At 35.6% G+C, this 26,752-nt stretch carries 22 protein-coding genes; 8 read left to right on the top strand and 14 right to left on the bottom strand.

Annotated elements, in window-relative coordinates; translation table 11 throughout:
• Positions 1–196: 196 nt before the first annotated feature.
• Positions 197–1,735, bottom strand: a complete 1,539-nt coding sequence (locus tag CWO92_RS22555) for an FAD-dependent oxidoreductase (protein ID WP_101356460.1) — start codon at positions 1,733–1,735, stop codon at positions 197–199.
• Between the two features lie 162 nt (positions 1,736–1,897).
• Here CWO92_RS22555 and CWO92_RS22550 point away from each other — a divergent pair, with 162 nt between their 5' ends.
• The 3 genes from CWO92_RS22550 (at position 1,898) to hpaB (ending at position 5,358) form a co-directional block, all read left to right on the top strand.
• Positions 1,898–2,089: a hypothetical protein gene (locus CWO92_RS22550; RefSeq protein ID WP_101356459.1), complete on the top strand. Its 192-nt coding sequence runs from the start codon at positions 1,898–1,900 to the stop codon at positions 2,087–2,089.
• Between the two features lie 110 nt (positions 2,090–2,199).
• The gene (locus CWO92_RS22545) at positions 2,200–3,819 is read left to right on the top strand and encodes an ABC-F family ATP-binding cassette domain-containing protein (RefSeq protein WP_101356458.1); all 1,620 of its coding nucleotides are present in this window, start codon (positions 2,200–2,202) and stop codon (positions 3,817–3,819) included.
• Between the two features lie 108 nt (positions 3,820–3,927).
• Positions 3,928–5,358, top strand: coding sequence for a 4-hydroxyphenylacetate 3-monooxygenase, oxygenase component (gene hpaB, locus CWO92_RS22540; protein ID WP_101356457.1), 1,431 nt, complete (start codon positions 3,928–3,930; stop codon positions 5,356–5,358).
• A 54-nt stretch (positions 5,359–5,412) separates the two neighbouring features.
• Here the strand turns inward: hpaB and CWO92_RS22535 are convergent, their stop codons facing one another.
• From CWO92_RS22535 to CWO92_RS22510, 6 genes are all read right to left on the bottom strand, one after another.
• Positions 5,413–5,874: a (2Fe-2S)-binding protein gene (locus tag CWO92_RS22535; RefSeq protein ID WP_101356456.1), complete on the bottom strand. Its 462-nt coding sequence runs from the start codon at positions 5,872–5,874 to the stop codon at positions 5,413–5,415.
• A complete protein-coding gene (locus tag CWO92_RS22530; protein WP_165786754.1) occupies positions 5,875–6,708 on the bottom strand; it encodes an FAD binding domain-containing protein in 834 nt (277 codons plus the stop codon). It abuts the gene before it with no gap.
• On the bottom strand, positions 6,705–9,026 hold the full coding sequence (locus CWO92_RS22525) for a xanthine dehydrogenase family protein molybdopterin-binding subunit (RefSeq protein WP_101356454.1): 2,322 nt from the start codon (positions 9,024–9,026) through the stop codon (positions 6,705–6,707). The genes CWO92_RS22530 and CWO92_RS22525 overlap by 4 nt, the downstream gene beginning before the upstream one ends.
• A gap of 134 nt (positions 9,027–9,160) precedes the next feature.
• On the bottom strand, positions 9,161–10,027 hold the full coding sequence (locus CWO92_RS22520) for a DUF421 domain-containing protein (protein WP_101356453.1): 867 nt from the start codon (positions 10,025–10,027) through the stop codon (positions 9,161–9,163).
• An 18-nt stretch (positions 10,028–10,045) separates the two neighbouring features.
• Positions 10,046–10,249 carry a DUF1657 domain-containing protein gene (locus CWO92_RS22515; protein ID WP_101356452.1) on the bottom strand — a complete coding sequence of 68 codons (204 nt, stop codon included), beginning with the start codon at positions 10,247–10,249 and terminating at the stop codon, positions 10,046–10,048.
• Between the two features lie 74 nt (positions 10,250–10,323).
• A complete protein-coding gene (locus CWO92_RS22510) occupies positions 10,324–10,530 on the bottom strand; it encodes a DUF1657 domain-containing protein (protein WP_101356451.1) in 207 nt (68 codons plus the stop codon).
• 217 nt (positions 10,531–10,747) lie between these two features.
• Here CWO92_RS22510 and pepF point away from each other — a divergent pair, with 217 nt between their 5' ends.
• Positions 10,748–12,559 carry an oligoendopeptidase F gene (gene pepF / locus CWO92_RS22505; RefSeq protein WP_101356450.1) on the top strand — a complete coding sequence of 604 codons (1,812 nt, stop codon included), beginning with the start codon at positions 10,748–10,750 and terminating at the stop codon, positions 12,557–12,559.
• A gap of 156 nt (positions 12,560–12,715) precedes the next feature.
• Here pepF and mprF read toward each other — a convergent pair whose 3' ends face one another.
• The 3 genes from mprF to CWO92_RS22490 form a co-directional block, all read right to left on the bottom strand.
• On the bottom strand, positions 12,716–15,259 hold the full coding sequence (gene mprF, locus CWO92_RS22500; protein WP_101356449.1) for a bifunctional lysylphosphatidylglycerol flippase/synthetase MprF: 2,544 nt from the start codon (positions 15,257–15,259) through the stop codon (positions 12,716–12,718).
• Positions 15,260–15,395: 136 nt separating this feature from the next.
• On the bottom strand, positions 15,396–16,367 hold the full coding sequence (gene trhO / locus CWO92_RS22495; protein ID WP_101356448.1) for an oxygen-dependent tRNA uridine(34) hydroxylase TrhO: 972 nt from the start codon (positions 16,365–16,367) through the stop codon (positions 15,396–15,398).
• A 175-nt stretch (positions 16,368–16,542) separates the two neighbouring features.
• Positions 16,543–18,732: a DNA topoisomerase III gene (locus CWO92_RS22490; RefSeq protein ID WP_101356447.1), complete on the bottom strand. Its 2,190-nt coding sequence runs from the start codon at positions 18,730–18,732 to the stop codon at positions 16,543–16,545.
• 184 nt (positions 18,733–18,916) lie between these two features.
• Here CWO92_RS22490 and brfA point away from each other — a divergent pair, with 184 nt between their 5' ends.
• Together brfA and CWO92_RS22480 are read left to right on the top strand one after the other, a co-directional pair.
• Positions 18,917–19,126: a ribosome rescue factor BrfA gene (gene brfA / locus CWO92_RS22485; RefSeq protein ID WP_101356446.1), complete on the top strand. Its 210-nt coding sequence runs from the start codon at positions 18,917–18,919 to the stop codon at positions 19,124–19,126.
• 204 nt (positions 19,127–19,330) lie between these two features.
• Positions 19,331–20,221, top strand: a complete 891-nt coding sequence (locus CWO92_RS22480; protein WP_233269934.1) for a YitT family protein — start codon at positions 19,331–19,333, stop codon at positions 20,219–20,221.
• Between the two features lie 37 nt (positions 20,222–20,258).
• Here CWO92_RS22480 and CWO92_RS22475 read toward each other — a convergent pair whose 3' ends face one another.
• The gene (locus CWO92_RS22475; protein ID WP_101356444.1) at positions 20,259–21,485 is read right to left on the bottom strand and encodes an MFS transporter; all 1,227 of its coding nucleotides are present in this window, start codon (positions 21,483–21,485) and stop codon (positions 20,259–20,261) included.
• Between the two features lie 161 nt (positions 21,486–21,646).
• On the opposite strand from CWO92_RS22475, the gene CWO92_RS22470 reads away from it, so the two are divergent.
• Together CWO92_RS22470 and CWO92_RS22465 are read left to right on the top strand one after the other, a co-directional pair.
• Positions 21,647–21,775, top strand: a complete 129-nt coding sequence (locus tag CWO92_RS22470) for a YuzL family protein (protein WP_101356443.1) — start codon at positions 21,647–21,649, stop codon at positions 21,773–21,775.
• A gap of 71 nt (positions 21,776–21,846) precedes the next feature.
• Positions 21,847–22,089, top strand: a complete 243-nt coding sequence (locus tag CWO92_RS22465) for a YkuS family protein (protein ID WP_101356442.1) — start codon at positions 21,847–21,849, stop codon at positions 22,087–22,089.
• Positions 22,090–22,674: 585 nt separating this feature from the next.
• Here CWO92_RS22465 and mobB read toward each other — a convergent pair.
• The 3 genes from mobB to moaA form a co-directional block, all read right to left on the bottom strand.
• Positions 22,675–23,193 carry a molybdopterin-guanine dinucleotide biosynthesis protein B gene (gene mobB / locus CWO92_RS22460; protein WP_101356441.1) on the bottom strand — a complete coding sequence of 173 codons (519 nt, stop codon included), beginning with the start codon at positions 23,191–23,193 and terminating at the stop codon, positions 22,675–22,677.
• Positions 23,160–24,452 carry a molybdopterin molybdotransferase MoeA gene (locus CWO92_RS22455; RefSeq protein WP_101356440.1) on the bottom strand — a complete coding sequence of 431 codons (1,293 nt, stop codon included), beginning with the start codon at positions 24,450–24,452 and terminating at the stop codon, positions 23,160–23,162. The genes mobB and CWO92_RS22455 overlap by 34 nt, the downstream gene beginning before the upstream one ends.
• A gap of 135 nt (positions 24,453–24,587) precedes the next feature.
• Positions 24,588–25,589, bottom strand: coding sequence for a GTP 3',8-cyclase MoaA (gene moaA / locus CWO92_RS22450; protein ID WP_101356486.1), 1,002 nt, complete (start codon positions 25,587–25,589; stop codon positions 24,588–24,590).
• Positions 25,590–26,752: the final 1,163 nt, after the last annotated feature.

Below are 26,752 nucleotides of genomic sequence, written 5' to 3'. Positions count from 1 at the left end.
CCGCATGTACATTTCATTACGTTCCTTTTTCATACAATGTAATAGTCTGTAACATTGTAATAAAAACAAATATTAAGAGAAATATAAGTGGAAACTAGACAGTGCCTATATACACAATTTAACCAATCGATAATGTAAAAAAATATTTACTCTATTATCACTCAGGCAAAAAAGCCCGCTCTATTAAGAGCAGACTCTATTCTTCCGCTATTTTTTTCAGTGGACTTTCAGCGGGTCCTTCTATTACATCCCCATGAATGGAGAATCTTGAACCATGGCACGGGCAGTCCCATGTACGATCCCCCGAATTCCACTCCACCTCACAGCCTAGATGCGTACAAGTGGTATCAACGATGTAAACATTTCCATCTTTATCACGGTATGCTCCTGCTCGTTTTCCATTGACATTTACAACAGAACCCTGATCTGCCTCGAGCTCATCAACACGCATTAACGGATATTCCACTTTTCCTTCAATTAAATGTTTAGCTACGTCTATATTAGTAGAAAGAAACGATTTCATACTTGTATTGCCAAACCTAGATGGTGCATATAGTTCTATGTAAGGATTTTCCTTTTCCAGAATCAAATCCTTTATCAAGTTAGCTGCCACCGTACTGTTCGTCATTCCCCATTTACGATAACCTGTTGCCACATATATATTGGGATGTCCATCCGTGATTTGTCCTACATAAGGTACTTTATCTAAAGTTGTTAAATCCTGTGCAGACCATCTAAATAAATAATCCTTGATGCCAAATTCCTCTTCGGCATACCTCTCCAAAGCTTGATAATATAATATAGTGGGTATCCCCTGCCCCGTTTTATGGTTTTCTCCGCCAATTAGCAGTAGCTTTTCATCGCCAAACATTGCTGTACGCAAGGAACGGGTAGGCTGTTCTGCGTTAATATACATTCCACCGGAAAATTCTTTCTCTGGTTTTATCGCAATAATATAAGATCGTTCCGCATACATTCGAGTAGGATAAAAACCCAGACCATCATAAAAAGGAAAATGGGTGCAGGCACAGACGTATTTACAATTGACAGTATGGCCACCACTTGTTCTCACTTTTAATTTTTGCTGTGTATCCACATCTGTTGCAGTCGTATTTTCAAATATCAATCCGCCGTTATCCTTTATGTATTCTAGTAATGGTTTTAAATATTTTATAGGATGAAAATGAGCTTGGTTTGTCATTTTTAGAGCTTTCTTAACTGGAAAACCTGCAGATACATGGTCCATGATTTCTCCCTTTATCCCCAGCTTTTCGTAAGCAATCATTTCATTTTTGAGTTTTATGATATAGTCGTCTGAATTAGTATAAATAATTGCATCTTCGTTTGTTAAATCACAGTCAATATTATGCTCATTTACTGTATTCCTAATAAAGGTTATTGCATCATTATTTGCCTCATAGTATAATTTTGCACTTTCGACACCCATTGACTGGATTAGTTCATCATATATTAATCCATGCTGAGCTGTTATTTTTGCTGTTGTATGGCCGGTTGTACCATTCAAAAGATTTCCCGCTTCTACTAATGCAACCTTAAATCCTTCTTTAACTAACAAATAAGCAGTTGTAATACCCGTAATCCCACCACCAACAACCGCTATATCCACTTCTATGTCCTCCTGCAATGAGGAAAACCTTGGAAAATTCATATTTTCTCTCCATAATGGTTCAGGAAACTGTGGTATATGTTTACGAAACCTTTCCTCACTTACCATCTTTTGTATCCTCCTATATGTAAACTTTTTATAAGTTTTCCCATTAATAATGAAAGTCATGTAGGAAAATCCTAAAATAAATAACTATTAATACAACGAATAGTTTTTTCTTGATTTGAAAAGCTTTAAATATAATCAAATCAAGAAAAGGGTGTTGAGAAAATGAACGATAAACATGATGAAATCTTAACGAATGCCCCTGAGAAACCAATTGTCACCATAAATACTCCTGCTGATAATGCAACTGGGAAAAAATATGCTCCTGGGGATTCCGTAAACGAATATGAGCATTTGAAAGATGCAAATACAATACTTGCAAAAGATGAAATCCAGCAACAAAATGAAAATTTATAAGAACATGCGTTAGCCAGTAAACACCCAGTTACGCTTTTGAATTAAAGATGCCATTTCCATATCTTCCATGATATAATCAAACAGATACTATATGTGGAGGTTATTTGGATTTGATTACTGTAAACAATGTAAGTTTACGTTATGGAGATCGTAAACTATTTGAAGATATTAATATTAAGTTCACCCCTGGCAATTGCTATGGCCTGATTGGTGCTAACGGTGCTGGGAAGTCTACTTTTTTAAAAATCTTATCCGGGGATTTAGAACCACAAACTGGTGACGTTCATATCACACCTGGAGAAAGACTAGCAGTGTTAAAACAAAATCACTTCGAATTTGAAGAGCATGAAGTACTAAAGGTCGTTATTATGGGGCACAAACGCTTGTATGAAGTCATGCAAGAAAAGGATGCCATTTATATGAAGGCTGATTTTACCGATGAAGATGGAATGAAAGCAGCTGAATTGGAAGGTGAGTTCGCTGAACTTAATGGTTGGGAAGCAGAATCAGAAGCTGCGATTTTACTAAAAGGATTAGGAATCGGTGAAGAACTTCACACAAAGAAAATGGAAGAACTCACAGGTGCTGAAAAAGTAAAAGTTTTATTAGCTCAAAGCTTATTCGGCAAGCCCGATATTTTATTATTGGATGAACCGACCAACCATTTAGATTTAAAAGCGATTGGATGGCTTGAGGAGTTCCTTATTAACTTTGAAAATACGGTGATCGTGGTATCCCATGACCGTCATTTCTTAAATAAAGTGTGTACCCATATTGCTGATTTAGATTTCAGTAAAATTCAGTTATACGTAGGGAATTACGATTTTTGGTATGAATCCAGTCAATTAGCACAAAAAATGATGCAAGAAGCAAATAAGAAAAAAGAAGAAAAGATAAAAGAACTACAAGCTTTTATTGCAAGATTTAGTGCGAACGCTTCTAAGTCTAAACAAGCCACATCTAGAAAAAAATTATTAGATAAAATAACCATCGATGATATTAAGCCATCTTCTCGAAAATATCCTTACGTTCATTTTACTCCGGAACGTGAAATAGGAAATGATTTATTACGAGTTGAAGGTTTAACAAAAACTATTGATGGAGTAAAAGTATTAGATAATATTAGCTTTATCATGAATAAGGATGACAAGATTGCTTTGGTAGGACAAAATGAAATTGCGAAAACGACCCTCTTTAAGATTTTGGCTGGAGAAATGGAACCTGACAGCGGATCTTATAAATGGGGTGTGACTACCTCACAAGCTTATTTTCCAAAGGATAATACAGAGTACTTTGAAAATGGTGATTTAAACTTGGTTGATTGGTTACGACAGTACTCCCCTGTTGACCAAAGTGAGAGCTTTTTACGAGGCTTCCTCGGAAGAATGCTATTCTCAGGTGAAGAGGTATTGAAAAAAGCAAATGTGTTATCCGGAGGGGAAAAAGTTCGTTGTATGCTATCAAAAATGATGCTGAGCGGATCCAATGTTCTTCTCTTAGATGAACCGACAAACCATTTGGATCTTGAATCCATTACTGCACTGAATGATGGATTGATTCGTTTTAAAGGTTCCCTAATCTTTGCTTCACACGATCATCAATTTATCCAAACCATTGCAAATCGCATTATAGAGTTAACACCAAATGGAATGGTAGACAAAGTCATGACCTACGATGAATATTTAGAAAATGATGATATTCAAAAACAGTTGTCAAAACTATATGCATAATCATTAAGGAATCAACACTATGTTGATTCCTGTTTTTTTAAATTAAAAATACCTTTTCATGCCTTCTACATATACATATAGATATATCCAATAAAGGTGTGATATAGGATGACAATATCAGGAAGTGACTATATAAAAAGAATTGATGCGTTAAACAATGAAATTTGGTTTAATGGGAATAAAATAACAGGAAACATATCTGAGCATCCTGCTTTCAAAGGGATTTTGAAAAGTAAGGCGCGTCTTTTTGATCTTCAACAGAATAATGATTATAAGGAGCTGTTAACTTTTAAATCTTCTAAAAATATTGAGGCAGGATTTTCTTTTCAACAGCCAACGACATTGGAAGACTTAAAAAAAAGAAGACTTGCTACTTCCTTTTGGTCAAGAACAAATGCCGGTCTGCTTGGAAGGTCACCTGACTATGTGAATACCGGGATGATGGCATTAGGTACCGCACATGAATTATTTGGAAAACATAATCCAAAGTTCGGCTCCAATATTCTGCGGATATATGAAAAGGCTATGCAGCAAGATCTTACTTTCACCCACACGTTTATTAATCCACAAGTTAACAGATCCACAAGTTATTTAGAAGATGACTCGAATATTATTGCAGCAAAAGTAGTCAAGGAAACTAAGGATGGAATTGTCATAAAAGGAGCACGTCTACTATCTACACAAGGGGGTATAACGGACGAGATTTTAGTAATACCTGCGGGAGGAAACTTTATCGATGAGTCCTATATATATGCCTTTAGCATCCCATCTAATACTCCAGGATTAAAATTCCTTTGCCGTGAATCTTTTGTACTAAGCGACTCTTCTTTTGATTATCCGCTTGGCTCACGCTTTGAAGAAATGGATACGATTGTTGTATTCGATGAAGTTATAGTACCATGGGAAAATGTATTTCTGTACAAGGATTATAATATAGCATTTTCCATGTTCCAAGATACTAATTTTAATACTTTATTACTCTACCAGGCTTTAACAAGAATGATTGTGAAGACAGAATTTATTCTTGGTCTTGCGGAAAACTTAATCGATGCCATAAATATCGGAGAATATCAGCATGTAAAGGATAAAGTCAGTGAGATTATTGTAACATTGGAGATTTTAAAAGGATTGCAACTTTCTGCAGAGATACAAGCGAAAGAAAATAATTGGGGAACATTGGTACCAGATGCTAAACCGTTAAATACGGCCATTTACTACTATCCACGTATATATCCAAGATTAGTAGAAATTATTCAGCTTTTAAGCGGAAGTAGTTTAATTACGCTTCCTACAGACAAAGATTTCCAATCACCCGTGCGGAACTATATCGACCAATATCTACAAGGAGCAAATTCTACCGCAGAAGATAAAGTAAAATTATTCCGCTTAGCTTGGGATTTATGTATGAGTCCATTTGGAACTAGACAAACTCACTTTGAACGATTCTTTTTCGGAGACCCAGTCAAGCTATCGATGGGATTATATAATGGGTATGATAAAAATCAATACATCGACTATATTAAAGAATTTTTATCGTAGTAGGTCAGGGACAGGTCCCTCGTCCCAATAAAATGGGACAAGGAACCTGTCCCTTCATCCCTTTTTCACGCTATGGATTGCTTCCATCATTTCTTGGTAGCTAGTGCATCTGCAAATATTGGACTCCATCCAGTCTTGTATCATTTGTTCATCTGCATCTGGGAATAAGGTCAGCAAAGAGTGAGCATTCATAATAAACCCTGGAGTACAAAATCCGCACTGAAAAGCATTTTTCTCGACATATGCTTTTTGGATAGGTGTAGTATTTAAGCCTTCGATTGTCAGTACCTCTTTATCAATCGCTTCAATGGCGAGCATAAGGCATGATTTTTGCGGCCAGCCATCCACATTAATGGTACATGCACCACAATCTCCATTACCGCACCCATATTTCGTTCCCGTTAATCCAAGCCCTTCCCGGATAACGGTTAATAAAGTATCTGCCGCTCGAAAATGAACCACCCTTTCTTCCCCATTCACATGTAAATAGCCATTGTAAAACTTAGAGCCGGTCATCTAATCTACCTCCAGCTTCTGAAAAATTTCAAGTAATGTTTTTTCTAGTAAAAACTTTTTATAGTCTGCAGATCCTTGTATATCATCTATAATTGGCTTCGGCCAACCCTCTATTACCTCTTTAATTCTATCCGTATAAGATAATTGCCGGTTGTTTAATCTATCATCAATGGCTTCGGATTGTATTGGGAGAAGTGATATACCGCTTACTGCAATTTTTAGTCTTCCATTTATTTTGACTGCATTTATGGTTAAAACTGGGTAACCAACTGTTCCAATAGTTCTTATTTTTTTTGCGTAAAAAGGTGCATGCAAATAAGCTTCATCTACTACTAATTGGACAAGCAATGTTCCCAAAGGTAATTGATACTCTTCATCAAATGCATCTTTAATAGAAGTTTGCTTAATTTCCCTTTCATTTGCAATAATAACATTGCTATTCGTTACTAGAAATGGAAGAATAGCTTCTTTAAAACGTATATTACTGCAAATATTTCCACCTAATGATATCTTGTTTCTAGCAGTATGGTCGGCAATTTCATTTGCTGTTTGACTTAATAACAGAAAGCTATCTTGATAAACTGCTTGCGTTAAAGAAATACAGGAGCCAAGATAGAACTTTCCATCTCTAATCATAAAACTATTACACTCTGGTATTCCATTTATATCAATAACTGCTTCTGTATATAATTGATTTAATCTTGCTAGAGTAATGATTTCAGTACCACCGCCAAAATACAATGGCTTTTTGCTGTATAATTGAAACTGTCGAAATAAACCCACTGCTTCCTCAATAGTATGGACTCTCCTATAATCAAAATTAAATGGTATCATGAATGATCTCCGTTCTTGCTCCGCCATAAATTTTCAGGGGTTAGCGGAAGTGTAAACAATTCCGTCTCCATTGCATTGGATAGACTGTTTGCTAATGCAGCAGGTATACCTATTATGCCATGTTCTCCTATTCCGCGAATCCCATAAGGAGAATCCAAAAACGGAGTTTCCACGAAATCTACTATATATTCCGGATTCTCTCCATATCTTAATAAATGATAAGTTCTTAGCTGAGGATTTAATACTTTCCCATCATAAGAGAAATCAAATTTTTCCCTTGAAGCAAAGCTTAATCCCATATGGGCAGCTCCCATCACCTGCCCCCTAGCAAGTAAAGGATTGATTAATCGTCCACAATCTATGACTGCATAGACCTTTTTAAGTTCGTAAGTGTAGTTTTCCTCATCATATTCCACTTCTACCGCTTCTGCACCGACCGTCCATTCTGGTCCAGGAACCCCTTTTCCTGTTTCTTGATCAATAGGAACAATATTACGCAGGATATATTTTCCTCTGCCGATAATTTCTCCTCCGATCGCACTCCCTTTTGGATATTTATAGCCATGAGCCAGTTCAGCCATTGGAATGCTCCGATCCGGATTTGCTCTTAAATATACTTTACCTCCCGCTACTTCTAAATCCTCTTCTTCCACTAATAATATTTTGGAAGCAACATGTTTAAATTGGTCGATGGCATCATTACAGGCATCCATAACAGCTCTTCCCACCATAAATGTCCCGCGGCTAGCAACTGTTTTCCAATGTTCTGGGGTAATTTCTGTATCTACCGGCATCTTAACATGTATCATACTGACATCCATTTTAAATCGCTCGGCAATAATTTGCGTTAAAGCCGTTTTAGTCCCCTGACCTATCTCCACCAACCCGGTATTAAGGTTCATGCTCCCATCATTATTAAAAGTAATAATAGCGCCTGAACCTGCATCTGAATCAATATTTGATGTTTTCCAAAGACAGCTTATTCCAAGGGATCTTACTTTTCCTGCACCCATTTCTTTCCGATACTCCATATTTGGACCTATAAGTTCTTTCAACCGTTTTAAACATTTTGTGACGTTACCTATATTACTGGCAGTTAATGGTGATTGTGTTGGCGTTGTATCTCCTTGTTTAATCGCATTACGTAACCGAAAATCAATTGGATCCATATTTACTTCCTTAGCTAAAATATCGATGGTTCGATCAGCTGCAAACGTAAGTTCAGAATGGCTAAATCCTCGAAATGAAGTGGAATATGGATGATTTGTATACATACAATAAGAATCACACCAAACATTTTCTATATTATAAGGACCTGTGCAATCAATTCCTGCAGATTTACTCATATCCACTCCTTTATCTGAATATGCACCACCATCAAACAAATAAGTGTATTTTGCCGCTTGAATTTTCCCATCTGCTGTACAGCCAATTTTAACAGTAGCAGTCAAACCAATATGAACCGGAGACATAATAAGATCTTCTTCTCTTGAATTCAGTACTTTTACAGGTGTTCCACCAACTGCTCTCGATGCAATATATGCAAGGTATTCTAGTTGTATCGCTGCTTTTCCTCCGTATGCTCCGCCAACTAAAGGAGTATGAACATCCACTTTTCCTTCTTGAATATTAAAAATACTTGATAGGGATTTTTTTATTAAATATGGTGCTTGTGAGGATGAATAAATATTAACTATACCAGAAGGAGTTATTTCAGCAATGGCGCATCTTGTTTCCATTGCTGCATGATCAGATTGCGTAAAGGAATAGCTTTTTTCTACTATAACATCACATCTGGAAAAGCCATCTTCAACATTTCCCTTTCTAATTTTTGTGTGATTTGCAATATTTGTTCCCGGTACGGGATAGACACCTTTCATTACTTTGTACTCTCCTAGCTTTTCGTGTACAAGGGGGGAATTTTGCTCCATTGCCTCTAGAGGAGATTGGATGACTGGAAGCGGTGAATACCTAATCTTTATAAAACTAGCTGCAAGTTTTGCCTGATATTTTTTCTCTGCTACGATCATAACGACTGGTTCACCAAAATAACGAACTTTATCATAAGCTAAAATAGGGCGGTCAAAAATATCTTCTCCGGTCAAAGGGAGATTTTCGCCAGTTATAATGGCTTTAACGCCATGTACCTTTTCTGCTTGAGAAATATCTATAGAAACAATCTTTGCATGTGCATGAGAGCTTAAGACAAATGCTGTCTCCAATACCCGAGAAAAGGGGACATCATTGACATACTTTGCATTTCCTGTTACCTTATCGAACGCTTCCTTCCTTATGATGCTTTTCCCCAATCCAGACATAAGGATATAACCTCCTGAACGAATAAATTATACCTTTAATTCTATATGCACTAATTTCAGTTAATATGTAAAACGAGCTTAACAATACAAGCACCTAATTTTTATAAAATAAAAACTCGCCGGATGGACGAGTTCTATTCGTTCAGAAGATGTTCTACCCGTTGAATCATATTGGACAATCTTTCTGAATTCTTTTTATACATTTGTTTCGCTTCTTTTGATTGGGTTGCAAGTGTGAATAGCTCCATATCTGCTTGACATTTTTTTAAAGTGGCAAGCAACAGTGCTCTTTCCTGTGATTTAGGAATTTGAATTTTATCATCATAAATATCTACCGTTAATTTACCGTAGGAATCGACCTGTCCAACGACTACATTATCCAGGGCAACATTTAACTTTTGCAACTCTGCCTCCAGCCATGCACGATTGTATCCTGTTAATCCTAATGGCTCATCTAATATTTTCCCCTCCACTATAACAGTTTGTGGTTCCTTTTCAGATGGAACCTTAAGATGAATATCTTTAGGAGTCAATGGTAGACTTTCTTTTTTCATTAAAACACTTAAATCCCCGCTAGGCTCCAATACAGCAAACTCAACATCTGCAATATTAAAGGCATTTTTCTTTCTCAGAAGTTCCATTAAATTATCTACACTATATTTTTCTTTATTAAGATTATCTTCTTGGATTTTTCCATCTTTGATGACAATCGTTGATTTTCCTCCAAAAATCTCTCTTAATTTTTTATTTTTCAAGGTGCTGATACTAATAATAAGAGGTATAATGGTCCAGACCAATAAACTGCAAACTCCGTAAAAAAAATTGTCCTTTACACCCGTGGAAGTTTGCGCTGCAATATTTCCAATCGTTATACCAACCACATATTCAAATAGGGAGAGTTGTGAAATTTGTTTTTTACCAAGAATCTTTGTGAGGATAAACAATACAATAAGTAAGGAAAAAGACCTGATTACAATATTTAGCCACTCCGGTAAGTTCATTTACACACTCTCCTTTCATTATCCCTTATATTGGGGTTCTTCTCTCTCCAAAGCGTAAACTCTACTTTGCAAATCTTGAATGATTTCTTCTGTTTCCATCATACAATCATGAAAGACTCGTTTCGCTTCATCATCTCTGGAAAGAAGAGCTAATCGGCTAAAATTATTTTTGGCGCCACTAAGGCTTGCTATACAATTTTTCACATCTGAGGCAATTGTCATTTTTCTTCATCCTTTTGCTTCAAGGTCTACTGGCGGAGGCTACTGTACGCTCCGCCGCAGTAGACCTTTAGAATTTATTGTTGTTTATATTGTGGTTCTTCTTGTTCAACCTCATTCATTCTTGGTGTTAAAGTATCAATAATAGATTGTGTTTGTTGAGCACAAGACTGATAAAGCTGCTTAGCTTGTTGATTATCGGTTGCCAAGGCAAAACTTTCTAAATTTGCTTGTGCACTTTTTAAGCCGGAAACGGTTTGTTTTATATTGTTAATTACTGTCACGGTTTTCCCTCCATTGTTAAGCTTATTCATTTGTTCATGTGAACGAAATTATTTTGTGAGTTCTTCCTTTTTTTTATGATTTGAAAAAATTCCCTATTAAATCTGTTTATTAAAAGTTAATTTTCCATATTCAAACTTTTCAATATAATATATAATAAAATTTGTTAGGGTGACGAAACGTTCCCACTATTCTTATTTTTATAGAGGAGGATTATACATGCAGAAAACCATTGAAAAACGATTGAAACGTTCAGAGGTTCCTGTTGAACATACTTGGAATTTAGGAGATTTATTTTCAACAGACGAACAATGGGAAGCAGAGCTTCACTCTATTGAAAACGATATTTCAAACGTGACTCAGTTTAAAGGTAAGCTTCACACGGGTGCAAAAGTATTATTAAATTGTTTAACTGCCGAGGAAAAACTCCAAATTCGTATCGTAAGAGTGGCTACATATGCAAGCTTAAGGTCTTCCGAGGATGGGTCAAATCCTGTTAACCAGGCAAATTCTTCTTTATTAGCAGGAATGCTGGCAAAATTAGGCGCCGCTATATCATTTATAGAAACAGAAATATTATCACTACCTGTAGGAACTGTAGAACAATATTTACAAGAAGAGACAGAATTAACAGTATTTAAAAATAAGCTCCAAGAATTATTAGACAAAAAGAAATATGTCCTTTCACCTGAAGTCGAAGAACTGTTAGCGTCCTTAAGTGAAATACATAATTCACCATATACTATTTATCAGCTTGGAAAATCATCTGATATGCAATTTGACTCAATCGATGACAATGGCACTGCATTACCAATGTCCTTTGCTCTTTATGAGGACCGTTATGAATTATCTCCTAATACAGAAATTCGAAGAAAATCGTATGATTCATTTATCAAAACGTTAGAACAATATAAAAATACTTTTGCTGGAACCTATGCTACAGAAGTAAAAAAACAAGTTGCTTTATCACGTGCTCGTAAGTATGCTTCTGTAACAGAGATGCTTCTACAACCACAACAAGTAACAGAAGAAATGTACAATAATCAATTAGATATTATTCAAACGGAATTGGCACCACATATGCAGCGGTTTGCTAAATTAAAGCAGCGTGAATTAGGATTAGATAAAATGTTATTTTGTGACTTAAAAGCTCCATTAGATCCTGAATTCAACCCTAAAACAACGTTTAGTGAAGCTGCTAATATGATTTTGGATGCCCTTGAGGTAATGGGGCCAGAATACAGCCAAATTATGAAAACTGCCTTATCACAAAGATGGGTGGATTTTGCAGATAATATTGGAAAGTCAACAGGTGCATTTTGCTCCAGTCCTTATGGAGTTCATCCATACATTTTAATTACATGGACTGACACAATGCGCGGTGCATTTGTCCTAGCACATGAATTAGGGCATGCTGGGCACTTCTATCTAGCAGGAAAAAATCAACGAATTGTGAATACTCGTCCGTCGATGTATTTTGTGGAAGCACCGTCCACGATGAACGAGTTATTACTAGCAAATCATATTCTTTCGAAAACAAATGATAAGCGTATGAAACGTTGGGTTATTTCAAGTTTATTAGGTACGTACTATCATAATTTTGTTACTCATCTTCTCGAAGGAGAATTCCAAAGAAGAGTATACAACCTTGCTGAAGCTGGAAAACCATTGACTGCAAAAGTACTCTGTGAGCAAAAATATGAGGCATTGGCGAATTTCTGGGGTGATGCTGTAGAATTAGATGAAGGAGCAAGCTTAACATGGATGCGTCAACCTCATTATTATATGGGTCTTTATCCATATACGTATTCCGCAGGTTTGACAGTATCTACTGCAGTTTCCCAAATGATTCAGGAGGATGGTCAACCTGCTGTCGACCGTTGGTTAGATGTCTTAAAATCAGGTGGTACTTTAAAACCGCTAGATTTAATTAAAAAAGCAGGCGTTGATATGTCTAAACCGGATGCAATTCGAAAAGCCGTTTCTTATGTTGGATATTTGGTGGATGAATTAGAAAAGAGCTATGAATAATAAACGTAAAAGTGTGTTGTTCATCATCGTATCTATTACGGAGACTTTAACTGAGATAAAGGAAACACAGCGAGGTATTTTGTGCTAGTGAAATAGGCATTTCAAAAGAAGTGTTTATTTTATAAATTATTAAACAAAAAAACACCCGAACACCCTTCATTCTTCGGTATTCGGGCGTTTTTTTGCTATTAGCAGTGCTACTTGAATCATGGTTAGTGGAAGGGAAGTTTTCTTTCGATATGCCATATATTTAGGTTCCCAAGAATCTGCGTATTTTTCTTTAAAATTTTTCAACCCTTTAAAATGGTAGATAAAACTCCCATGTAAGTATATTTGAGAAGCTAGCTTCTCCCCTAAAAAAGAGTACTTTGATAATCCGACATTTGCCAAAGGTGCCATGCCGATGTTAAATCGCTTATATCCCTTTTGACCAGCCCATTCAAATAGATGAAGAAACATAAAGTCCATAATTCCCGGCGGGACATTTGATAATTGACGCATCAGGTCCAAAGATAATGTTTCGTGATCATCATATTTCGGCATTAAAGAAGTAAAAGCAATGGGAACTCCCGCTTCGTTCTTCACAATAGCAATTGGCCCCAAATTTAAATAATCTTTATCAAAAAAACCAAGTGAAAAGCCCTTTTCCAACCTTCCTTGCAACCATTCCTCTGAAATAAACTGCAAACGTGACATCAACTCTTCTGAGAACGGGGGTTGTACAACATCAAAGGTAAAGCCTTCTCTTTCCAATTTATTTTTCACTGCTCTTAAATTTTTCATTTTCTTACCGGATAAAGAAAATTCCTCGACATTTACATATGCTTCTTCCCCTAGTTTGAAAAAGTCATAGCCATTTTCATGGAGCATCGGAAGCAATTCCTTATTCACCTCATAATATACAGGGGTGTAGCCATATAAATTGGCAACATCATGAAATTCTTCAATACAATCATGAAATTCTCTTTCGTCGCCAACCGGATCTCCAAGAACTATTAGCTTGTCCGCATATTTTTGAAAGACAAACAATACGTTTCCTGATTGGCTCCAATAAATCATCTTGTCATGTAAAAAGACTAAATGAGATAAAACAGTTCCGCCATATTTTTGCAAATGTTTCATAATTCTATCTTCCTCGTGAATAGAAGAACGAAACTGAGCTTCGTAAGGTTTTCTAAGCCAATACACAAAATAAATCACAGTCATTGCAATAATTAAACCTAAAATCGCACTTTTAAATAAATCGCCAGGATCTAAAATCATGTATTTTCGTATAAAGTAAGGAATTTTCATTTTCTCACTATGTTCCGGCAAATTCATAAATCCGATAAAAAGATACATTGCAATAAAGAAAACAATTACTACAAAATCTATTGCAGCTCTACCCCATGTTACAACAAAGTTAATACGGTAAAAGCTTTTTTTAGATAACCATAAGATAAACGCAACTACGATTAAAAAAACAGCCTGTTCATAATTAAAACTTTTCGTAATAGAAAGCATTGCTGCAAAAATTAACATGAACATGGTGAAATAATAAGCCCATTTTACCCTGTATTCAATTCCCCTTGATAAAAAAAGCAATAATAAACCGGCAGCAACAGATAACTGATGGGATAGATTCATGATTGGAAAAGAGAGAAACTCCCTTAAGAATTTAATTCTTTCCAAAACACCAGGAAGTGAAGCCGAGACTAGTAGAATGATTCCCGAGAAAAATACAAGTATCGTAATTATCCAATGGCTTATATTTCTTGCTAAAAAATGAATGACCTGCCTATACGGTTCATCTAATTCATTCCACAATTTCTTTACAAGCAAAATGGTTCCAATAATAAATGGAACTATATAATAACTGATTCTATAGAAAAGTAAAATTAGCAAAATACTTTCTGTCGGTATATGAATGCTTTCAAACCCAAGTAACATAACCAAATCAAATGAGCCAATTCCACCAGGAATCATACTTACTATTCCTGCGCATGAGGCAACTATAAATATCGGAAATAATTCCCGAAAACTAATATGTATATGGAGTATATTCGCAATAGACAAGAATAGTAAAATGGCAAACATCCATTCCAGTATGGAAATTAAAGCAAGTTCTAATATATGAACCGTCTGAAAATGCTGCCCATCATCCTTGTGTTCTCTCCATTTTGTCAAGAAAATAAGGAGAGGAGCATATAAACTTATTCCCCATACAGCTAATTTAATCCATTTCATTCCTGCCAAAAAGGTAGTTTGCATAATACCGAATGATACAACCCAGCTCAAAATGGAAAGTCCTACTAAGTAGAAAAGCGATATTTGAGCAATGTTTTTTACCAATTTCCCACGATTTTTAAATTTTCCTTTAAAAAAGTAGGTTCTTAAACTTAAACCTGCTACACCGCCAAAACCAATAAAATTGGAGTACGTATTTATTGTAAAAGAATATTTAGCCATTTCGAATTTTGGGACCCCAAGTTGCAGAATTCGGTTTAATACCTGGTCATACAATATCATCGGGGAAACAGCAATAATACCCAGTATAATAATAATGGTAAGATTGTGAACATTTATTTGATCTAGGTGATTTTTGATTAAATGTATATCAAAATTCTTTATCATTTTTCTCGATTCAAAAAAAATAAATAATAGAAGCAGTACTGGGAATAAGAATTTTAATATGTTTAATATCTTCTTATTCAGTTTCAATAAGTTGCACCCGCCTTCACTCAACCTATCCATTAGTATATACTAAAGCTTTCCTATTTTAAAAGTAAATCTTTAATAATTTGGATAATGCAGGAAGTATAAAACAGTAAAAAAAAGATAGCGAATGCTATCTTTTTTACATTGTCACTGTATTTTCTTCTTCAATTCTTCTTAATCTTTCTTCTACTTCTTCTTGTGTTAAACCATGTTCTTTTATATAAAGATTTCGAGGATGAACACGACATTCATGTGAACAACCGCGTAAATATTTATGTTCATTTTCTTCAGAGCAAAGGATTTGCTTATTACACTCCGGGTTTGCACAGTTCACATAACGCTCACAAGGCTCGCCTGTAAAATAATCCTTCCCTACAACAACATGCTCTTTTTGGTTGATTGGAACAGCAATACGCTCGTCGAATACATAGCATTTACCATCCCATAACTCACCTTTCACCTCTGGGTCCTTACCATAAGTAACAATTCCCCCATGAAGTTGAGCAACATCCTCAAATCCTTCACGCACTAGCCATCCTGAAAATTTCTCACAGCGAATGCCACCAGTGCAATAAGTTAATATCTTTTTGCCTTCCAACATTTCTCGATTAGCACGAACCCAATCTGGTAATTCCCTAAATGTTTCGATGTCAGGCTTAATAGCTCCTCTGAAGTGTCCAAGTTCATACTCATAATCATTTCTTGCATCTAAAACGACAGTATTTTCATCTTGCATCGCTTCGAAAAACTCTTTTGGACTATAATATTTACCAGTTAGTTCGTTTGGATTTATATCCTCTTCTAAACGTAATGTTACAAGTTCTTTGCGTGGTCGCACGTGCATTTTCTTGAATGTATGGCCATCCGCTTCATCTACTTTAAATACAATTCCTTCAAAACGAGGATCATTTTTCATCATATTCATGTACTCATCTGTTTTTTCAACCGGACCAGAAACTGTTCCGTTAATCCCTTCATGCGCAACAAGGATTCTTCCTTTTAAACCAAGCTCTTTACAATATTTTAAGTGCTCCGCAGCAAATTCTTCGGGATTTTCAATTTCCGTGTAAAAATAATACAATAATACTCTGTAAGGCTTTGTTTCAGACATGTTATTACCACCTATCGATTTATATTTGCAAGATATAAATGTATTTAGGCTGTCGTTTTTATATACACTTTTCTCTTACAAATAATTATTGTATAAAAATAATTCGAATTGTGCAAGGGAGAATTTGTGTATATTCTCACATAAATCCCCTGTTGCATTTTCCAGAGAATCAATGTTAATCAAATTTTAGACCCTTTAGTACGTCTGCAAATGGATTATTTATTGGCTCTTCATTCTTCCTTTGCTGATTTAAATATTTCTGTACAGAGCGTTTATCCATTTTTCCAGAAGACTCTTTTTTTCGTCGAGCTTCAAAAGCTGATAATTTCTCTCGATATCCACATTTACACGCGAATATTTGACCTTCCCCTTCCCCACGAAGTTCTAGTTTCTTTTTACATTGTGGGCAGCGTGCATTCGTTATACGTGCAACGTTTTTTCTATAACCGCATTCTCGATCTTGGCAAACAAGCATTTTCCCTTTCTTGCCGTTAACTTCTAACATTGGCTTTCCACAGTCTGGGCAAGATTTTGTAGAGATATTATCATGTTTATATTTTTTATTACTTGCTTTAATTTCCGCCACTATATCTTTCGTATGTTTCTTCATTTCATTGATAAATACACTTTTTTTCAGCTTACCCTTGGCAATAAGTTCAAGCTTCTGCTCCCACTCAGCTGTAGTTGCAGGCGACTTTAATTCCTCCGGTACTAAATCCAGAAGCTGCCGTCCTTTCGAAGTGATATAAATTTCCTTTCCGCCACGTTTTTCTATAAGGAAAGAATTAAATAATTTATCAATGATATCTGCGCGAGTTGCAACAGTACCAAGACCGCCAGTTGATTTTAACGTATTAGCTAGTTTTTTATCATTTGTCTCCAAATACTTGGTTGGGTTTTCCATTGCTGATAATAAAGTAGCTTCAGTAAAACGAGCAGGTGGCTTTGTTTGGCCAGATGTCAGAGCAATTCTTTCCGTCTTTAGTACATCACCTTTTTCAAGACGAGGTAATAATTGTTCTTTTATATCCTCTGTTGTTTCTTCATCATCATAATGATTTTCATACACTTCTTTCCAACCAGGGGAGATTACTGTTTTTCCTCGAGCGATAAACTTCTCATCACCAATTATTGCATGTATGGTTAATTGCTCATATTCATAGGCGGGATATAATACTGCTATAAATCGCTTTACTACAAGATCGTAAATTTTGCGTTCCTTATCAGAAAAATGAGAGAAATTCACAAATCCTTCGGTTGGAATGATGGCATGGTGATCACTTACCTTACTGTCATCAACAAATGCTCTTGTAGGTTTAATAGGCTTCTTTAATATTTTATTCGTTAAGGAACGATATTCCCCCGCACCACATGCCTTTAATCGTTCTGGAAGCGTACTAACGATGTCTGTTGATAAGTAACGTGAATCTGTTCGAGGATACGTTAGCACTTTATGTTGTTCATATAACTTTTGCATGATATTCAATGTTTCTTTTGCTGAATAGCCAAATATTTTATTTGCATCACGTTGTAATTCTGTTAAATCATAAAGGGCAGGTGCGAATTTTTTCTTAACTTGACGGTCGACGGAAATAATTTTGCCATTTTTACTTCCAAGTAATGTAACGATATTCTCCATTTTTTCTTTTTGAAAGCTTCGGGTATTTCCATTAACATCTTGCCAAGTTAATTTAATCTTATCTGTCTGGGCCTCAATGCCATAATAGTTTTGCGGCTTGAAATTCTTAATTTCGTCTTCACGTGCAGCAACCATCGCAACCGTTGGTGTTTGCACACGACCACAATTTAGCTGTGCGTTAAATTTAGTAGTTAACGCACGGGTTGCATTTAAACCGATATACCAATCCGCCTCTGAACGTGCCACTGCCGATTCATATAAATTTTCATAAGCTTTTCCGGGCTTTAAGTTATGAAAGCCATCTTTAATCGCTTTATCGGTTACAGAGGAAATCCATAGACGTTTAATGGGCTTATTAATTTTCGACTTTTCTATAATCCAACGTGCTACTAGCTCCCCTTCTCTCCCTGCATCCGTAGCTACAATGATTTCATTGACATCACTGCGGTTTAATTGAGCTTTTACAGCGTTAAACTGCTTTCCGGTTTGTTTTATAACTACCAATTTCATGCGTTCAGGAAGCATCGGAAGATCATCTAAATTCCATGTTTTATATTTATTATCATACATTTCTGGATCTGCTAAGGTTACTAAATGTCCTAAAGCCCATGTGACTACATATTTGTCACCTTCCAAAAATCCATTTCCTTTCTTCGTACACTTTAATACTTTTGCAATATCACGTGCAACAGAAGGTTTCTCAGCAATTACTACACTTTTTCCCATTTTTTGCGAACTCCTTTACTAACTATATAAAGTTAAATATAACATAATTTTTCACAAATCGTCTTATAGACGTCCAGAAGGATGCGTGCTACATAAAATGGAAAAAATTCACTTGAATGAGTGTTTTTTTATTTTAAAACATTTATAATAGGAGCATATCCTCACTAAAAAGGAGATGACAAAAATGTCAAAAAGCAAAGCAAAAAAAAGTGAGAAACTAGTAAGAGAAGGGAAAAGGAATCCATCGGAAAATAGAGGTATATATGCATTAACGGATATGAGGACACGAAAAACAAAAACGAAAAAAGAACTTCTTTCACAAGTGAAACATAAAGGGCGATTATCTTATAAAATATTTCAAGATGGATCGCTTTTTTATTTTGTTCAAAAATAAAAATTACATAAAATTAAAATGGAATAAGCAAGTTATTTCTAAACTTTCTTATTTTATTATAAAATATTAATATATAGCCTTTTAAAGTAAATTCCTTTTAACCACTCGTAAATTCCATTCCACTGTACCATTCATTTCAAAGCAATGGTTTTTATACCACATTTTTTAAAATTACTTAAATACATGATTGAAGGGAGAGAATCGATGTTAGCTGCAAAGGAATTATTTAGAATTAATAACCATAAACGTTTATCACGGCTTGCATTATTGAAAAGGATTATTTTTATTACCTTAGGTTCCATTATTATGGGGGTAGCATTAGAATTATTCCTCGTGCCAAATGCAATATTGGATGGTGGAATAACAGGCATTTCCATTATCCTTTCCCACTTTACCAACCTTCAGCTTGGATTGTTTATTTTCATCTTAAATATCCCTTTTTTCTTTATCGGATATAAACAAATAGGGAAAACTTTTGCCATCTCCACTTTATATGGCATTGCCGTCATGTCTTTAACCACCTATTTCTTACATCCTGTACCTAGTTTTACGGAAGAATTGTTTCTTGTTACCATATTCGGAGGAATTATTTTAGGTGCCGGGGTAGGTATTGTTATACGTTTTGGAGGTTCACTAGATGGCACAGAACTTCTTTCCATTTTATTAAACAAAAAACTCCCCTTTAGTGTTGGCGAAGTCATCATGTTTTTTAACATTATTATATTTACCTGTGCTGGATTTGTGTTCGGTTGGGATCGAGCAATGTATTCTTTAATAACTTATTTTATCGCCTCTAAAACAATTGATATTGTCATTCAAGGACTCGATGAATCAAAATCTGCTTGGATCATTAGTGACAATACGAACGAAATCGGGGATGCAATTCTTGCCCGTCTTGGTAGAGGGGTTACCTATTTAAATGGAGAAGGTGCCTTCACCGGAGCCGATAAGAAAGTAATATTTTGCGTTATTACTAGATTAGAAGAGGCAAAATTAAAATCCATTGTGGAAGAATTTGATCCACACGCATTCCTTGCAGTTGGAAATATATCGGAAGTTCGTGGTGGAAGATTTAAGAAAAAGGATATACATTAACATCAAAAAAAGAATCCAAGTGCTGGATTCTTTTTTTTTAGTGTTCTTCATTCAATCTCCTTACCTTTTCGTCAGAAGGCAAAAATAAGGTAAGCAGTCCGAGCAATGGTAAGAAACTACAGAAAATCATAACAAATTTTATACTAAAAATATCTGCTAGTGTTCCATATAGTACAGCTCCAATCGCTCCCATTCCAAATGCAAATCCAACAATTAATCCGGAAACCATGCCGATTTTTTGTGGCATTAATTCTTGTGCATACACAACGGTAACACTAAAACTAGACGTAATAATAAATCCAATTAGAAAGAATAGAGGGACAACTAAAAGTAACGGAACATATGGAAGTATAAGCGTGAGTGGTGCTGCTCCAATCAGGGAAAACAAGATTATATTTCGCTTTCCAAAGCGATCCGCTAATGGACCACCCAAGAAAGTACCGATAACACCTGCGATCATAAATATAAAAATAAAAATTTGTGCTTGCTTAATAGAAAGACCATAATCATCGATTAAGTAAAATTGATAAAAATTAGAAATACCGGCTGAATACCAGGAACGAGCAAATACTATAAAAACCAATAATATCATAGCCGTTTTCAATTTAGGATGAACAGACTTTTGTACAACTTCTGCTACTTTCTTCTTTGCTTTCTTCACGCCTACTGCAATTTGCCCTTTATACCAGTTAGAAACAAAGCTAAGGATAATAATGCCAATCATAGCAACCATTACAAAGGAAAGGACACCTTTTTGTCCAAATGGAACAAAAATAAATGCCGTAAATACCGGCGCAAGTGACTGACCAAAATTTCCGCCAACTTGATATATCGATTGCGCTAATCCACGCTTATTTCCAGCTGCCATATAAGCAACGCGCGAACCTTCCGGATGAAATACAGCTGACCCTATTCCAATAAAAAATACCGAACAAAGTATAACAAAAAAATTAGGTGAAAGGCCAAATCCAATTAAACCAACCATGGTCATGAACATACCGAATGGTAGTAAGAATGGTGTAGAGCGTTTATCTGCATAGTAACCAAATACAGGTTGCATGACGGATGAAGTCATATTCACCATGAACGCGATCCATCCTATTTGTGAATAGTTTAGATTTAAAGTTTTTTCCAATATTGGAAACATTGCAGGCACAACCGCTTGGATGGAGTCATTAAAAAAATGCCCAGCACTAATAGCGACCAAAATACCGTAAATGGTTGCTATTTGGAGATTGTTTTGTTGCTTTGCAGCGACCGTCATTTGCGTACCTCTCTTTCTCATGTATACATTATTAGCATTCCGAAATAATCCGATAAACTGATTATACATCGTTTTCTAAATAATGAAATAAAAATTTTCTATCCAAATCATCATACATACTTCACCCTATCATTTGGAAAAATGAAAATGGAGGTGAAAAAATGGCGAATCGGAAAAAAGACCCGTCAAAAGTAGGATTAAATTCACCGCAAGTAAAAGGGCAAGGAACAACCACTGAAGAAACTGGGACTATGAAAGCAGATGCTTCTCGTAAAAAACACGGAAGATAACGGTTATTATTTCAGTATGAATAATTTTCCATTAATGAGGAACCCTAAAGTGTTAAGAGGAGGTGTTTGTAATGGCGAAAATCGGTGTAGAACAATCATTATCTAATGTATCGCAGGTCCTCCGCGAAAAAGGATATGATGTTGTAGAGCTGAAAAATGAACAGGATGCAAAGGGCTGTGATTGCTGTGTTGTGACAGGCGGAGATGAAAATGTAATGGGTATTCAAAATGTGGTTATCCAAGGATCTGTTATCGATGCTCGGGGCATGTCAGCTGATGAAGTTTGTAAAGAGGTTGAAAGCAGAATTCAATAAGTATTTCAAGACTAAAGATTAATTTCTTTAGTCTTTTTCATTAATACCGATTTAGAAACAAACTTATATTACATTATGCAACATTATGAACTGTTTTCTAAATTTCAGATAAAAATGTAGTTAAAAACATTGATGTGATAATGACAGAAACTAGAAAGAAAATGGTGTCATGATTCTCTCTAAAAGGTGTGCATTTATACTCAGTTAGAAAACTTTTAAAAGCACACCGAAAAATAAGAAAGGGAACAACATCCTTCCTTATGCAATATGAAAAGCACCCCCTACCCTGGTGAACTTTCTGCCAAGGAAGGAATATATTCTTTTGAAGATAACCACAAGACTATTGAGTATATATTGAAAGAATTAAGAATGAGGCTCCATAACGATCCGCACCTTTTTACGCATATATTACATATCGACTTGTTTATGTAAGATTAAAAGCATTGGAAGAAGTACATTTCAACATTTCCATTTTGAAAACAACGTCTTTTAAATACTAAATGGTTAAATTCCCACATCCAGTTGTAATCGGATCAGGGGTTTATCATGCCTTTATCGATTTTTTCAATATTCGGATGATATTATCTATCGAATATGAATAGTTAAATAATGAAATAACCATTCCATAAATGTGGATTTTTGTTCAATCGAAAACACTGGAATTTCATACGTTCCGGTCAATGGAATCCATGTTATTACAGCTTGAACATTCGATAATTCTTTCAATAGAGGGAGATCCTCCTTACTTCTAATAATAACAGCTTTTGGTAACTGAGAATGTTTATACCCTTCAATTAAAATCAAGTCTAAAGAGAGATGACGATAAATATCCAAAATTTCATCCAGGGACCAATAGTTGAATTGGTTTTTGATAATTAACTCACCATTTCCTTCAACAGCTGCATAAACTGCCCCCGCCTGAAGATGCTTTTCACTGTCTTTCTCATTACTTTCTTTTGTGGGAGTTCCACTGTGGCCATGGTGTTTAATAGAACCAATTTTTAATCCAGCTTTTTTCGCACGTTCAGTTATTTCCTGAATAATCGTCGTTTTTCCGCTGTTTTGATATCCTACAATTTGGAAGATCTGCGTTTTTCCTTCCACTGTTCATCACTTCCTGACTGATCCTCTAGCAATAGAATATCTACTAGATCGCCATTCAAATACCCTCTTGTCCCACCGGGCAAAACGATTAAACAATCTGCCCATGCTACGGATGTCACAACATTTGATTTGTCCAATCCAACAGGCTCAACAAATATTCTTCCATTATCATAACTTAATCTACCGCGGACAAAGCGATTAAATGGGTTCGGTTTAGGAAAATCAGCATTTAATATTGCAGTTGCTTTTCGTAAGAATGGCTTGTTTGAGTAAAGCCAGTAACGAATGATGGGACGAACATATAATTCAAATCCTACATAGCATGCAGATGGGTTGCCGGAAAGACCAAAAAATAATTTGTTCTCGCATTTAGCAACGGTAGTAACACTTCCCGGGCGCATCGCAATTTTATTGAATAATACTTCAGCACCTATTTGTTTATAAATCTCTGGGAGATAATCAAAATCCCCCACTGAAACACCGCCGGTTGTAATAATAATGTCACATTCCTTCATCGCAGACTTCACAGCCGCTAGCAATGATTCCAAATCATCTGCACAATTTTCATACTTTTTAACGGAGGCTCCTGCTTTGATAATTTGAGATTCAATCATATATCCATTACTATTACGGATTTTACCAGGCGAAAGTGGTTCCTCCACTCTTAATAACTCACTTCCTGTTGCAATGACACCTATGACCGGTTTCTTCGCTACTGGAACCTTATGATATCCGAAAGTGGCCAAAAGCGCCTTCACGCCTGGATTAATCATCGTGCCCTGCTCTAATAGCTTCTGACCCTTTTTTGCATCTTCCCCTTGGAAAGAAATATTTTCTCCTGCATTTACTTTTCTTTTTATCGTAATGATTTTTTTATCAAGGGAGGTTTCTTCTTTCACAAGCTCTAGCATAATAACCGCATCCGCTCCCTGCGGAATTGCTGCTCCAGTCATAATCCGAATAGCTTGGAATTCTTGGAGGTGTTTCATACTTACTTGACCGGCACCAATTTCATCGACAACTTCAAATTGTAGTGGATTTTTACTGGATCCAGACAAAGTATCACAAGATCGGATGGCAAACCCATCATATGGGGAGCGATCAAATGGAGGAACATCATGATCAGCTATTAAAGGCGCCGCGAGAAATCTTCCGTCACATTCTTCAATAGATACCCACTCCATCTCCCCTCGCCTTTTTAATTCCATTATTTTCTCGGTTGCTTCTTTTACCCAAATGGGCTTTCGACGTTCTATCACTGTGAATCCCCCTTTATGTTTGTTTATACTTTCCAGTTCGATAATTAATAGTTTATCTGAATCACACTTTTTTCTAGTATAATATTTTCCCAAAAAAGCAGTATAGATTATACGACTTTTCATATATAGACAGTTTTATCCACCAATGTAGGACATTTCGATTTTTTTCTTCGGTGTTTGAAGATTATTTCTTTGATCTGAATATCTATCTGCACGCTTGCTCCAAATAGAAGTGATTTTGGTTTTTATTGTTTCATCAGATGAACGATCGCGAAGAAACGCTCTAAGATCAGTCCCATGGCTTGCAAAAAGACATGTGTATAGCTTTCCGTCTGCAGAAATTCTTGCCCTTGTACAGCTAGAGCAAAAGGATTCTGAAACAGAGGTAATAAATCCTACCTCCGCATTGCTTTCTTTAAAACGGTATCGTTTCGCCACTTCGCCGAAATATGCCGCATCAACAGGCTCTAATTCAAAATGAGAAGACAAGATCTCATACATTTCTTTTTTAGTGATTACCTTTTCCATATTCCAACCATTTGAATTTCCCACATCCATAAACTCAATAAAGCGCAATGAGATCCCTTTTTCGCGGAAATATGCTGCCATGGGGACAATTTCTTGATCATTTACCCCTCTCTGCACGACCATATTCACTTTAACTTCAAATCCCATTTCACAAGCTTTATCTATCCCTGCTAAAATTTCTCTTGACGAAACCCCTCTTCCATTCAGCTTTTTAAATATGTTATCATCTAATGCATCTAAACTAATATTCAATCGGCGCAGTCCGGCATCATATAAATCTTCGGCAAGACGGGAAAGCAATAAACCATTTGTTGTGAGCCCCATATCTGTAATTCCTTCAATTCGGGTAAGTTTCTCGATTAATTCAGGAAGACCTCTTCGAAGTAAAGGCTCACCGCCTGTTAATCTGATTTTTTTCACTCCTAAATCGGCAAACAATTTAGCAAGTCTCTCAATCTCTTCAAATGATAAAACCTCATTCTTTGATAAAAAAGGGAAATCAGGACCAAAAATTTCTGCAGGCATACAGTACTGACAACGGAAATTACATCGATCCGTAACGGAAATTCGCAAGTCGTGCAACGGTCTATTGAACTGATCGGTAATCATAGCATTCAAAACAACATCCCCTTTGATGCAGATTTTTTTCTATCATATTTGTAAAGCAACACAATCAATATGAGCATTTTAATTGTATATCCCATTGTATCTAAAGCATATCATTGCATTGTACTTGACGGAAATTAAATCATTGGAAAATCGATTATTTTTTAACTACTTCACTATTCTTTTTTCTTTCTTATCTCTTTATATAAAATTACTTAAAACAACTATTATTTATAATATAATAAATAATTTTACATTAGCACTCCACCTATATTTTTTACATAATAACATTGCAGAAAAGATTTTAATGGAATATATTATCAGAGGTATATATGCCGTTAAGAAATTCCCGTTGCTCTTATGGAAAATATTATAAAGTAACCCCTACTGAAAACGCAGAAACTCCAATTCCTATTATTTTCCGATTATCAAATCAGTAATGCTTTGTCACCAGTAAAATTAAAAATAAAAAACTTATTATAAACAACTTGCTGGCACCATAACTATTTGACCAATATCCAATTGGAACTCTTAAAATGGAGCCTAAGTCAAGTGCGTATTTGTTAAATGGCATTAATGAAAAAAGCATGTCTCATACCATAAATCCACTGACTAAACAACTATAGGTTTGTAATGGGAGTTGTATTTTGCTTGCTTTGCAGTCAATTGTGATTCACACCTGTAACATAAAGATTGTGTTATTTGGCACCAAACGAAAATTTAATAAGAATTTTTGTGAAAAGCATATTGGAAATCGCGAAGAGGAAGATGTGTACATAGAAGATGGCTTCATAAAAAAGGTCATTCGATCAACACATTAAGAACCTGTACAGACTCATGCACATTTTGTGTGACATGAGAAGCTCAGAATTTGATGGTCAATCAAGGGAAAAGGGATGGAACTGCACCACGAATTAAAGAAGATAAATAATCATGCAGGTTATTAAGTAACAGGAGCAAAACTGCCTGATTTCTTACCAACTGTTTTAAAATCTATATCAAGTGCGTGAAATAATCAACGAAGAAATTCTCCCCTGATCTACAAAAATTGGCGCATTAATTCCAATCCCAGCAATGTATTTATGAATATCTAATAAAAAGGAGGAATGTATCCATTAAAAAAACTAAAAAAGACGAGGCTGGGACAAAACCCACCTCTAAGATGA

Origin of the sequence: Heyndrickxia camelliae (genome assembly GCF_002844575.1) — a bacterium.
Lineage (GTDB): Bacteria > Bacillota > Bacilli > Bacillales > Bacillaceae_C > Margalitia > Margalitia camelliae.
This window is presented reverse-complemented; position numbering and strand designations above follow the sequence as displayed.